General features: G+C 61.3%; 12 protein-coding genes. 9 read left to right on the forward strand and 3 right to left on the reverse strand.

Going from position 1 to position 12184, the window contains the following annotated elements; genetic code table 11:
* Nucleotides 1–9: 9 nt before the first annotated feature.
* The 3 genes from J1W56_RS06215 to J1W56_RS06225 all read right to left on the reverse strand — a co-directional run bounded on the left by J1W56_RS06215 (nt 10) and on the right by J1W56_RS06225 (nt 3753).
* Complete coding sequence (locus tag J1W56_RS06215; protein WP_223612469.1) at nt 10–1854, reverse strand: monovalent cation:proton antiporter-2 (CPA2) family protein; 1845 nt, start codon at nt 1852–1854, stop codon at nt 10–12.
* A 247-nt stretch (nt 1855–2101) separates the two neighbouring features.
* The gene (locus J1W56_RS06220) at nt 2102–2935 is read right to left on the reverse strand and encodes an amidohydrolase family protein (protein WP_223612470.1); all 834 of its coding nucleotides are present in this window, start codon (nt 2933–2935) and stop codon (nt 2102–2104) included.
* A gap of 17 nt (nt 2936–2952) precedes the next feature.
* Nucleotides 2953–3753, reverse strand: coding sequence for an IclR family transcriptional regulator (locus J1W56_RS06225; protein ID WP_223613443.1), 801 nt, complete (start codon nt 3751–3753; stop codon nt 2953–2955).
* Between the two features lie 170 nt (nt 3754–3923).
* On the opposite strand from J1W56_RS06225, the gene J1W56_RS06230 reads away from it, so the two are divergent.
* From J1W56_RS06230 to J1W56_RS06270, 9 genes are all read left to right on the forward strand, one after another.
* Nucleotides 3924–5240 (forward strand): ABC transporter substrate-binding protein, encoded by a 1317-nt coding sequence (locus J1W56_RS06230; protein WP_223612471.1) that lies wholly within the window; start codon nt 3924–3926, stop codon nt 5238–5240.
* Nucleotides 5241–5348: 108 nt separating this feature from the next.
* Nucleotides 5349–6245 (forward strand): carbohydrate ABC transporter permease, encoded by an 897-nt coding sequence (locus tag J1W56_RS06235; protein ID WP_223612472.1) that lies wholly within the window; start codon nt 5349–5351, stop codon nt 6243–6245.
* A 1-nt stretch (nt 6246) separates the two neighbouring features.
* The gene (locus tag J1W56_RS06240; protein ID WP_223612473.1) at nt 6247–7113 is read left to right on the forward strand and encodes a carbohydrate ABC transporter permease; all 867 of its coding nucleotides are present in this window, start codon (nt 6247–6249) and stop codon (nt 7111–7113) included.
* An 11-nt stretch (nt 7114–7124) separates the two neighbouring features.
* Nucleotides 7125–8222 (forward strand): ABC transporter ATP-binding protein, encoded by a 1098-nt coding sequence (locus J1W56_RS06245; RefSeq protein WP_223612474.1) that lies wholly within the window; start codon nt 7125–7127, stop codon nt 8220–8222.
* A 2-nt stretch (nt 8223–8224) separates the two neighbouring features.
* Nucleotides 8225–9337: a mandelate racemase/muconate lactonizing enzyme family protein gene (locus J1W56_RS06250; protein ID WP_223612475.1), complete on the forward strand. Its 1113-nt coding sequence runs from the start codon at nt 8225–8227 to the stop codon at nt 9335–9337.
* 4 nt (nt 9338–9341) lie between these two features.
* On the forward strand, nt 9342–9671 hold the full coding sequence (locus J1W56_RS06255) for an L-rhamnose mutarotase (protein ID WP_223612476.1): 330 nt from the start codon (nt 9342–9344) through the stop codon (nt 9669–9671).
* 195 nt (nt 9672–9866) lie between these two features.
* Nucleotides 9867–10955, forward strand: a complete 1089-nt coding sequence (locus tag J1W56_RS06260) for a Gfo/Idh/MocA family protein (RefSeq protein WP_223612477.1) — start codon at nt 9867–9869, stop codon at nt 10953–10955.
* Nucleotides 10956–11405 (forward strand): MaoC family dehydratase, encoded by a 450-nt coding sequence (locus J1W56_RS06265; RefSeq protein WP_223612478.1) that lies wholly within the window; start codon nt 10956–10958, stop codon nt 11403–11405. It begins immediately after the preceding gene.
* A 38-nt stretch (nt 11406–11443) separates the two neighbouring features.
* Nucleotides 11444–12178, forward strand: a complete 735-nt coding sequence (locus J1W56_RS06270) for an SDR family oxidoreductase (protein ID WP_105731930.1) — start codon at nt 11444–11446, stop codon at nt 12176–12178.
* Nucleotides 12179–12184: the final 6 nt, after the last annotated feature.

The following is a 12184-nucleotide window of genomic DNA, read 5'->3' on the forward strand; positions in this document are numbered from 1 at the left end:
TGGTTGCAATCAGTTTGCACTGTCGGCGGTTTGCGCCGCCGGCAGCACGCGGGCAGTTTCTTCGCTCAGAGCCCGGCCGGATTGCCGTGGTTTGACCAAGGGGCCTGGCACCGGTGCATTGCCCCTCATCAGATCGTTGCCGGCGCGGATGCCGCCGGCGAGCTGCAGGTCGAGGCGTTCCGCATCGCGCTGGCGCACGTCGCTGATGATCTCCGCCGCTTCCTCGGGCGCGACGCCAAGGCCGATCAGCGTGTTCTCGCCAAACGACAGGGCCGACTCGAAGGTTTCGCGGATCTGGTACTCGACGCCGGCCTTGATCAGCGCCAGCGTGTTGCCGCGGTCGAAGGAGCGGGCATAGACCTGCACAAGCGGATACTCCGCCTTGATATGCTCGGCGATGGCGAGAATGGTGTCGGGCTTGTCGACGCAGATGAGGACGGCCTGCGCACGGCCAGCGCCTGCCGCATGCAGGATGTCGAGACGCGTGCCATCGCCGTAATAGACCTTGAAGCCGAATTCGGCTGCGGCCTGGATCATCTCAATGTCATTGTCGATGATCGAGACATCGACGCCGCGCATCAGCAGCGGCTGGCTGGCGATCTGCCCGAACCGGCCGAAACCGATGACGAGGACGCTGCCGGACAGGCCTTCCGCGACATCGACGCCATCCAGCGACTGCTTTTCGCGCGGCAGAATATAGCGCAGGCCGATGATGGCGATCGGGGTGAGCACCATGGAGATGATGATGATGGCCGTCAGCATGGCGTTGGCGCGGCCATCGAGAATGCCGACCGATGTGGCGGTGGAATAGAGCACGAAGGCAAATTCGCCGCCCTGCGCCATGACAACGGCACGCTCCAGCGCTTCCGTGTGGGACGAGCGCATCAGGCGGGCGACGATATAGATCGCGATGCCCTTCACCACCATGAAGGCGGCGACATAGAACAGCACGCTGCGCCAGTTGGCGGTGACGACGCTCAGGTCCAGCGACATGCCGACGGCGAGAAAGAACAGGCCGAGCAGGATGCCGCGGAACGGTTCGACATCGGCTTCGAGCTGATGCCGGAAGGTGGATTCGGACAGGAGCACGCCGGCAAGGAAAGCGCCCATCGCCATGGAGAGGCCGCTGACCTGCATGACGAGTGCGGCACCGAGCACGACGAGGAGGGCGGCGGCGGTCATGACCTCGCGCGCCCGGGACTGGGCGAGGAAGCCGAAGAGGGGATTGAGCAGATAACGGCCGGCCACGATGAGGCCGGCGACCGCCGCGACACCGATGCCGATATCCATCCAGCGCAGGCCTGTCGGCGGCGCGTCGGTGGCGGCTATGGGTGCGAGAAAGGCGACAAGGGCGAGAAGCGGTACGATGGCCAGGTCTTCCAGCAGCAGGATCGAGACCATGCGCTGGCCCTTGGTGCTCGCAATCTCGCCGCGCTCCTCCAGCAGCTGCATGACGATGGCCGTCGAGGTCAGGACGAAACCGGCCCCGGCGACGAAGGATATGGCGACGGGAAAGCCGGTGGCGATGCCGACACCGGTCAGCAGCAGCGCACAGACACCCACCTGCAGGGCGCCAAGGCCGAAGATCTCCTTGCGCAGGCCCCAGAGGCGGGAAGGCTGCATTTCAAGGCCGATGATGAACAGGAACATGACGACGCCGAGTTCGGCGACATGCAGGATCGTCTGCGGATCGGAGAAGAATTTGAGGCCGAATGGCCCGATCACCAGTCCGGCGGCGAGATAGCCGAGGACGGAACCAAGCCCGAGCCGCTTGAAGACGGGCACGGCGACGACGCCTGCTCCCAAAAGCACGACGGCACTGAGAAGGTCCGGTCCATGAAGCTCCGCTGCCATTGTATCTCCCGCCGTTGGTTGTGCTGCTGGTTCCCAGAGGTAAAGCGCCGGGGGCTGGCAGGCAAGGGGGTGCGTGGTTCGACAAGCTCACCATGAGGGAAGTGGAGGATTGCAGGGAGCTATATCCTGCAACGTTCGTCGTTGGCGTTGCAACCAAACCACTTCCCTCATGGTGAGCTTGTCGAACCACGCACTAGGATCCTGCAACCATCACTGAATGATAACGGAAACGGGATGGAACTCCGGCCTACAATCTCCACAGCCGCTTGGCGTTGCCGGAAAACAGTTTGGTCTTTTCGCTTTCGCTGCATCCTGAAACCAGCGCATGCGTCGCGGCGATCCATGTGGCAAGGCCGCCGCCCAGCGTGCAGACCGGCCAGTCGCTGCCCCAGACAATCCGGTCCCAGCCGAAACTGCCGATGACATGCTGCACATAGGGTTTGAGCGTATCCGCGCGCCATGCCCCGTCGGCATAGGCGACGATGCCGGAAATCTTGGCGATGACGTTGGCGCGTCCGGCGATTTCGGTGATCTTGCCACGCCAGATGGCGAAATCATTGCCCTTGATGTCAGGCACGCCGCAATGATCGAGGATGAAGGTCAGGTCTGGGGCAAGATCGACCAGGGCGATAGCCCTGTCCATCTGGCGCGGCAGCACGCACAGATCAAAGGTCAGGCCCGAGCCGCCCATACGCCGGATGTTCTCGCGGAACAGGGAACTCTCCGACAGATCGTCCGGCATGGTGTGCAGGATGCGGCGAAAGCCCTTGACGAACGGGTTGGCCTTCTGGCGTTCAAGATGAGCGGCAAAACCGGCCTCTTCCGGGCGGCATGCGGCAATCGCCCCGGCAATCAGGCTGCCCTCCTGCTTCGCGAGGCTGGCGACGTAATCGATTTCGGTCTGGATTTCGGATGGGGTCACATCCACTTCCATGTGCAGCGCCCGGACTATTCCGGCCCGCTGCGCCTGCAGCGCATATTCGCCGTAGAGAAAATCCCGGTTGAGCGCTTCGACACCGGCAAGCCACGGATAATGCAGGGCCGACTGGTCGATGAGATGAAGGTGTGTGTCGATGAACATGCCTGATCTGCTCCCGTTCACGCGTGGCGCACAACACTGGAATGGATGACATCCGCGCCCGCAAGCTCGGAGAGTTTGTGTGCTGTCGTCACCAGCATTTCGCGCGCCTGATCGACGTCCGGGGCATCGGGAATGTTCAGGAGCTTGATATAGGGACAGGTCAGGGCCGCGATGGACCGGCCATCGGGGCCGAGAATCGGCGCGGATATATTGTAGACGCCCGCGGTCTGGGCGCTGGGCATGATTTCATAGCCGCGCGCGCGGATATGATTGAGCCGTTCGCGAAAATCCGCCGGCTGGGCAATGTCATCGGCATGTTTTTCATATTCGGCAATCATCATGGCGCGTTCCTCATCCGAGCGGAACGCCAGCAGCACGTGACCGGAGCCGGTATTGAAGAGGCTGATATGCGAGCCGACGCGGATGGAAATGCCCCAATAGTCCGGCGCCTCCTGCTGGGCGATGACGACTGCGGCACCGCGGTCAAAGACGCTGAGCTGGTTGGCCTGCTTGGTCAGGACCGCAAGATCGCGCATCAGCGGCGTGGCATAGGAAGCGAGCCGGCGAACCGGCGCATGCAGCTGGGCGAGGCCGAACAGTTTCAGCGTCAGGGAGTAGCGGTCGCCTTCGAGCCGGGTGACATAGCCGCGCCGGACCAGCCGGTCGAGCATGCGGTAGAACTCATTGGGGCTGCGGCCGAGATGCTTGGCAATTTCCGCCTGGGTGAGGCCGCCGTCAATGCCCGAAAGCAGTTCGAGAATGTCCAGTCCCTTGTCGAGTGCCGGGGCGCGATACCGGTCGCTGTCGTCTTCTTCCAACATGGTTGTCCCCCTCATTTCACTCAATGCATATACGAAGATTATCTTCATAGGAAAGCGTTTCCGCGCTTGACGGTCAAGCCTGTAAATGTTTGTATATGAATGACACGCCCATATATGGGTGAAGAAAAGTGCCGGGAGGCGGCACTCTGGATGTTGGGAGGAACTGCATGAAAAACCTGCTAGCCAGTGTTTCGGTCGGCGCTATCGCGCTGTTGAGCACAAGTTTTGCCTTTGGCGCCGAACTGCCGGGCAAATTCGAGGGCGTCACCATCGACGCCAAACTGATCGGCGGCCAGCAATATGAGCCGCTGTACGAGCGCATCGGTGAGTGGGAGAAACTGACCGGCGCCAAGGTCAACATCCTGTCCAAGAAGAATCACTTCGAGCTCGACAAGGAGATCAAGTCGGATATCGCCTCGGGCAGTCTGAAATGGTGCGTCGGTTCGAACCATTCATCTTTCGCGCCGCAATACCCGAAGATCTATACGGATCTGACGGCGCTGATACCGGCGGCGGAAGTCGCGGCGTTCGTGCCGGCCAACATCAAGGCCTCGACGCTTGATGGCAAGCTGGTGATGCTGCCGCGCGCGCAGTTCGACGTTTCCGCGCTGTACTACCAGAAGAGCATCTATGCTGACGAAGCCAACAAGAAGGCCTTCAAGGCCAAGTATGGCTATGACCTGACGCCGCCCGATACCTGGCAGCAGGTGACGGACCAGGCGATGTTCTTCACCAAGGCGCCGGATTTCTACGGCACGCAGTTTGCCGGCAAGGAAGAGGCGATCAATGGCCGCTTCTATGAAATGCTGGTCGCCGAGGGCGGCGAGTACATCGGCAAGGATGGCAAGCCCGCCTTCAACTCGGCAGCGGGCATCAAGGCGCTCGACTGGTTCGTCAATCTCTACAAGGCCAAGGCGGTTCCGGCGGGAACGACCAACTATCTGTGGGACGATCTCGGCCAGGGTTTTGCCTCCGGCTCCATCGCCATCAATCTGGATTGGCCGGGCTGGGCAAGCTTCTTCAATGATCCGAAGTCCTCGAAGGTTGCGGGCAATGTCGGTGTCAAGGTTCAGCCGGCGGGATCGTCGGGCAAGCGGACCGGCTGGTCCGGCAGCCATGGTTTCTCGGTCACGGAAGCCTGCGCCAACAAGGAAGCCGCCGCTTCGCTCGTCTGGTGGCTGACCAACGAAGACAGCCAGAAGCTGGAAGCGAAGGCCGGCCCGCTGCCGACGCGTACGGCGGTCTGGGCCTGGGATATCGAGCAGGCCAAGAGCGATCCGTACAAGACGGAGGTTCTGGCGGCTTTCCAGGAAGCGGCGAAGAATGCCTTCCCGGTTCCGCCGCTTGCCGAATGGATCGAAATTTCCAACGCCGTTTATCCGGAGCTGCAGGCTGCCATCCTGGGTGACAAGACATCCAAGGAAGCACTCGACACTGCTGCCCAGAAGGCAACCGATATCCTCAAGGATGCCGGCAAGCTTTGATGCGGTTGGGAGGCGGGGTGATGGATATCACCCCCCTCTATCCTGCCGGACAGGGGGGCAACGCATGCGACCTACCCGAGAGCAGAGATTAAAAGGCCAATATCTCCGATGAAATTTCCCAAACTATCAGCGCCGACGCTCCTGCTGCTGCCTGCCATTATCGTTCTGGCTGCGGTCATCGTCCTGCCCCTGCTGTTTTCGCTCTACTCCAGCTTCACGCCGTTCCGGCTGACGAAACCCGAGACGATCTGGATTCTCATCGGGTTCCGCAATTATATGAGTGCGCTGACGAGCCTGGAATTCTGGACCGCGTTCGGACGAACCGTTCTCCTCCTGACCATCGCGCTCAACGCCGAAATGTTCCTCGGTCTTGGCCTTGCCATGCTGGTCAACAAGGCCACGCGCGGCCAGCGCCTGTTGCGCACGCTGATGATGTTCCCGATGATGTTTTCGCCGGTGCTCGTCGGCTTCCAGTTCAAATTCCTGTTCAATGACAATATCGGCTTCGTCAACAATGTGCTGCAGTCGCTGGGGATAACCACATCGGCCATCCCGTGGCTGATCGACGGCAACCTGGCGCTGTTCTCGATCATTGTCGCGGAAATCTGGTCGTCGACCTCGGTCTTCGCCATCCTGATTCTGGCGGGCCTGCTCGCCATGCCGCAGGAGCCCGTGGAGGCGGCGCGCGTCGATGGTTGCACGCCGTGGCAGACCTTCCGCTATGTCACCTGGCCTTACCTCATGCCCTTCGCCATGATCGCCATGACCATCCGCTCGCTCGACGTGGCGCGCGCCTATGACATCGTCAAGATCATGACCGATGGCGGCCCGGCCAAACGCACGGAACTGTTGTGGACGCTGGTCGGCCGCACGGCCTACAGCGATGCGCGCATGGGCATGGCCAACGCCATGGCCTATATCTCGATCCTGCTCTCCATCCTGTTCACCGTGTATTTCTTCAGAAAGCTCGCCGCGGCGCGCCAGCAGATCGGAGCGGAGTGGTAAGATGGATCAGAACAACGCACATCGTCTCAAGCGTCGCGGCCTGAAAGTCCTGCATCTCGTCGGCCTGTTCCTGGCCATGCTGGTCATCTGCCTGCCGGGGCTGTGGATCGTCCTCAATTCGCTCCGCCCCACGGTGGAGATCATGGCCAAGCCGCCCGTGTGGATTCCGCAGGATATTTCGCTCGATGCCTACCGTTCCATGTTCGGCGGCGCCGGGCAGGGCGGCATTCCAGTCTGGGAGTATTTCCGCAATTCGCTGATCATTTCCATTACCTCCACCGTGATCGCGCTCATCATCGGCATGGCCGGCGGCTACGCCTTTGCCCGCTACAAGTTCAAGGGCAAGTCGGCGGTGTTCCTCGGCTTCATGCTGACGCGTGCGGTTCCCGGCATCGCGCTGTCGCTGCCGCTGTTCATGATTTTTGCCCGGCTCGGCATCATCGATACCCACTTTTCCATGATCCTGATCTATGTGGCGCTGAACGTGCCCTTCACCATCTGGCTGATCGACGGGTTCTTCCGCCAGGTGCCGAAGGATCTGGCCGAGGCCGCACAGATCGACGGCTGCACGCGCTGGCAGGCTTTCTGGCAGGTGGAGTTTCCACTGGCGGGGCCGGGCATCGCCTCGGCAGGTATTTTCGCCTTCCTCACCTCGTGGAACGAATATGCGCTGGCATCGCAGATCACCCGCTCGGTCAATTCGAAGACGCTTCCCGTGGGGCTGCTCGATTACACGTCGGAATTCACCATTGACTGGCGCGGCATGTGCGCGCTCGCCGTGGTCATGATCGTTCCGGCGCTGACCCTCACATTCATCATTCAAAAGCATCTGGTGTCCGGACTGACGTTCGGCGCGGTGAAAGGTTAAAGGCTCTACCCATGGCACCCGTAACCCTGAAAAAGCTGGTCAAGCGCTACGGCAATGTGGATGTCGTCCACGGCATTGATCTTGAGGTGAAGGACCGCGAATTCATCGCGCTGGTCGGACCGTCCGGCTGCGGCAAGTCGACGACGCTGCGCATGATTGCCGGTCTGGAGGACATCAGCGACGGCGTCATCGAAATCGGCGGCAAGCCGGTCAACGACCTGCCGCCGCGCGCCCGCAACATCTCGATGGTGTTTCAGTCCTATGCGCTTTATCCGCACATGACCGTGCGCGAGAACATGGGTTTTTCGCTGAAGATCGGCAAGGTGCAGCAGGCGGAGATCGACCAGCGCGTCAATGAAGCGGCTGCCATTCTCGATCTGGAAAAATACATGGACAGGCGTCCGTCGCAACTGTCAGGCGGCCAGCGCCAGCGCGTGGCCATGGGCCGTGCCATCGTGCGCAAGCCGGAAGTGTTCCTGTTCGATGAACCCCTGTCCAACCTCGATGCCAAGCTGCGCACGCAGGTGCGCACCGAAATCAAGCGTCTGCACGCCAAGGTGCAGGCGACGATGATCTACGTGACCCACGATCAGGTGGAAGCCATGACGCTGTCCGACCGTATCGTCATCATGCGGGACGGCTATATCGAGCAGGTCGGCACGCCGGAGGAAGTGTTCAAGCGTCCGGCCACGCGTTTTGTCGCGGGTTTCATCGGCTCGCCGCCGATGAACCTCAACGAGGCCACGGTCGATGGCGGCAGGCTGGTATTGAAGGGCGGGCAGAGCCTGCCCTTGCCGCTCGAATTCCGCAACAAGGTGGTTGCGGGTGAAAAGGTCATCTTCGGCCTGCGTCCCGACGATATCTATCCGACCGGCCATGGCCTGAGTTCCGGCGAAGCAACCGACGTTCATGAATTGTCGCTGCCGGTCTCGATCACCGAACCGCTCGGCAACGAGACGCTGGTGTTCATCACGCTGGGCGAAAAGGAATGGGTATCGCGCATGCTCAACCCGCGCCCGCTTGCGGCGGGCGAAACGATCAAGCTGAGCTTCGACCTGTCGCAGGCGCATCTCTTCTCGGCTGAAACCGGCAAAACCCTGCGGAGCTGACCATGGCCAGAATCGAACGCGTCGAATTGCGGATGGTCGACCTGCCGCCGAAAGTGCTGCGGACCGATGCCATCCAGAGCTTTGTTTCGCAGGAAACGCCGATTGTCACGATCACCGACAGCGACGGCGCTGTCGGTACGGGATACAGCTATACGATCGGCACTGGCGGCTCCTCGGTGATGCGCCTGCTCTCGGATCATCTGGTGCCGCGCCTGCTCGGCAGGGATGCCGACCAGATCGAGGCCATCTGGCGCGAGCTTGAATTCGCCACCCATGCGACGACCATCGGTGCGATCACCGCGATTGCGCTCGCCGCTATCGACATTGCCCTGTGGGACCTGCGGGCGAAGAAACAGAACCTGCCGCTGTGGAAGCTGGCAGGCGGCGCCAAAGACCGCTGCCCGCTCTACACCACGGAGGGCGGCTGGCTGCATATCGAAAAACAGGCGCTGGTGGATGATGCGCTGCAGGCGAAAGCCAAGGGTTTCAAGGGCGCCAAGGTGAAGATCGGCCGCCCGCACGGGTCGGAAGATCTCGACCGTCTGTCGGCGGTGCGCGCTGCGGTGGGTGCGGGTTTCGAAATCATGACCGATGCCAATCAGGGCTTTACGCTGGATGAGGCCATCAGGCGCTCGCAGGTGCTGCGCGATATTGACCTCGCCTGGCTGGAAGAGCCGCTGCCGGCTGACGACATCGACGGCCATGTGCGCCTGTCCGCGGCGACGCAGACGCCGGTTGCCGTTGGCGAGTCGCTCTATTCGATCCGGCATTTCCGCGAATACATGCAGAAGCGGGCCTGTTCCATCGTACAGGTGGATGTGGGCCGTATCGGCGGGATCACGCCATGGCTGAAAGTGGCGCATACGGCGGAAAGTTTCGACATGCCGGTTTGCCCGCACTTCCTGATGGAGCTGCATGTCAGCCTCACCTGCGCGGTGCAGAACGGCAGGTATGTCGAATATATCCCGCAGCTGGACGACCTGACACGGACGCAGATGCATATCGAAGATGGCTATGCCATCGCGCCATCCGAACCCGGCATCGGCATCGATTGGGACTGGGATGCGGTGAAGGCACGCAGCATCGATGAATTCACCACGGAAATCCGGAGTTAGGCTGATGCAGCGCATGGGCATGATGATCGGACTGAACGGTGACAAGGTGGTGGAATACAAGCGCCTGCACGCGGCTGTCTGGCCGGAAATCCTCGCGCTCATCTCCAGCTGCAATATCCGCAACTACACGATCTTCCTGCGTGAGCCGGAGAATATCCTGTTCGGTAGTTGGGAATATCACGGCACGGATTTTGTCGCGGATATGGCCCGCATGGCTGCCGTTCCGAAAAACAAGGAATGGTGGGACGTCTGCATGCCGTGCCAGGTGCCGCTGGCAACGCGGGCGCCGGGCGAATGGTGGGCGATGATGGATGAAGTCTTCCATGTGGATTGAGGAATACAAATGAACAACCGTCCTTTCACCCCCCTCTGGGCTGCCGCCCATCTCCCCCACAAGGGGGGAGATCACATTGGCATGAATGCTTTCGCACAACAGGAAACGTTTCAAATTTCGCAGAAGCGGCAATGCAGGCTGATCTCCCCCCTTGTGGGGGAGATGTCCGGCAGGACAGAGGGGGGTATCTGAAGCGTGCAAACACTTGCAAAGCCCTTCAATCCATCCACCCTGCAGCAGAGCTGGCCGCTTCCGGCGAAGCCGCGCCCCATCGTGACCTTCGGGGCGGGCAGCATCGTCGGCGATGCACATTATCCGGCCTACCGGAAAGGCGGTTTCCCCATCGCCGGCCTGTTCGATCCCGATCAGGCAAAGGCCGCGAAAATCGCCGCTGAATGGAATGTGACTGCCTATGCATCGGTGGCGGAAGCCGCGGCCGTGGAAAACGCCATCTTCGATCTGGCCACGCCGCCCGCGCGCCATGCGGACGTGCTGAAAGCCCTGCCGGAGGGTTCCTTTGCCCTGATCCAGAAACCGATGGGCAGCGACCTTGTGCAAGCCTCGGAAATTCTGAGGATCTGCCGGGAGCGCAACATCACCGCCGCCGTCAATTTCCAGCTGCGGTTTGCCCCGATGATGCTGGCGCTGAAAGACGCGATCGCGCAGGGCTGGCTGGGCGAGGTCATTGATTTCGATGCCTGGCTGGCGTTGGACACGCCGTGGTCGCTGTGGCCGTTTCTCAACGGCCTGCCGCGCGTCGAGATCGTCATGCATTCGATCCACTACATCGATGTGATCCGCGAGATTCTCGGCAATCCGCTGGGCGTGCACGCGAAGACACTGGGGCATCCCGGCCACGCGGTCGCGCAGACGCGGACGAGCGCGATCCTCGACTATGGCGATCGGGTGCGCTGCTCGCTGTCGATCAATCACGACCACAAATTCGGTCGCACATTCCAGGCCTGCGAGTTCCGCATCAGCGGCACGGAAGGCGCCGCCTATGTGAAGCTCGGGGTCAATCTCGACTATCCGCGCGGTGAACCGGATGCGTTGATGATCTACCCGAAGGGTGGCTCCGATTGGATCAATGTTCCGCTGCAAGGCGCATGGTTCCCCGATGCCTTTGTCGGGCGCATGGCCAATCTGCAGCGCTTTGCCTGCGGCGAGGATAAGGCGCTGGTGAGTTCGGTCGAAGACGCCTGGCATACTATGGCGCTGGTCGAGGCCGCCTATCAATCAAGCGCGGCGCCGGCGACACCGCTGGCGCGAAAGCCGGAGGCGTGAATGTCTGAGCAGGCCATCTATTTCGAGGATTATGCTATCGGCCATGTGCGCACCACGACGGGCCGCACGATCACCGAAACCGATTTCGTCGTGCATGCGGGCCATACCGGGGATTTCTTCCCGCACCACATGGATGCCGAATTTGCCAAGACCACGCCGTTCGGCCAGCGGGTTGCGCATGGCACGATGATCTTCTCTATCGGTGTCGGCCTCACCGCCAGCCTGATCAATCCGGTGGCATTCTCCTATGGTTATGACCGTCTGCGGTTCGTGCGGCCGGTTTTCATCGGCGACACGATCCGCACGCGCGTGACCATCAGCGCCAAGGACGACGATCCGAAACGCCCCGGGAGCGGGCGCGTGGTCGAGCGCTGCGAAGTTCTCAATCAACGTGATGAAGTCGTGCTTGCGGCGGACCATATCCTGATCGCCGAGCGCAGAACAACTTGATATGACGGGCACCTCAATGTGCCAAATGGAGGTTTGAAATGACGGGTAAGCTTGCAGGCAAGCGGGTTTTGATCACAGCGGCAGGGCAGGGCATCGGCCGGGCCTCAGTGCTGGCTTTTGCGCGCGAAGGTGCAATCGTCCATGCCACAGATATCAACCAGCAATTGCTCGACGCGCTGCCGAAAGAGGCGGGGATCAAACCGCGCAAGCTGGATGTATTGAAAACCGAAGAGGTCAATCAGGTTGCAGGCGAGATCGGTCCGATTGATGTCCTTTTCAATTGTGCCGGGTTCGTCCATGGCGGTTCCATCCTCGAAATGCCCGATGCGGACCTGGATTTCGCCCTCGATCTCAATGTCCGGGCGATGATCCGCACGATCCGCGCCGTGCTGCCCGGCATGATCGAGCGCGGCGATGGCGCGATCATCAACATGTCGTCGGTGGCCAGCAGCGTGAAGGGCGTACCGAACCGTTTCGCCTATGGCGTTACCAAGGCGGCGGTGCTCGGCCTGACCAAGTCGGTAGCTGCCGAATACATCACGCAGGGCATCCGCTGCAACGCGATCTGCCCCGGCACGGTGGAAAGCCCGTCGCTGGAACAGCGCATGCGCGCAGGCGGTGACTACGAAGCCGCGCGCGCGGCTTTCATTGCGCGCCAGCCGATGGGCCGTCTTGGCCTGCCGGAAGAAATTGCCGATCTTGCCGTCTACCTCGCCGGTGCGACCTATACGACGGGGCAGGCCTATAACATCGATGGCGGCTGGACGGTTTAAAAGATC

The organism is Phyllobacterium calauticae, from assembly GCF_019991125.1.
Lineage (GTDB): Bacteria > Pseudomonadota > Alphaproteobacteria > Rhizobiales > Rhizobiaceae > Phyllobacterium > Phyllobacterium calauticae.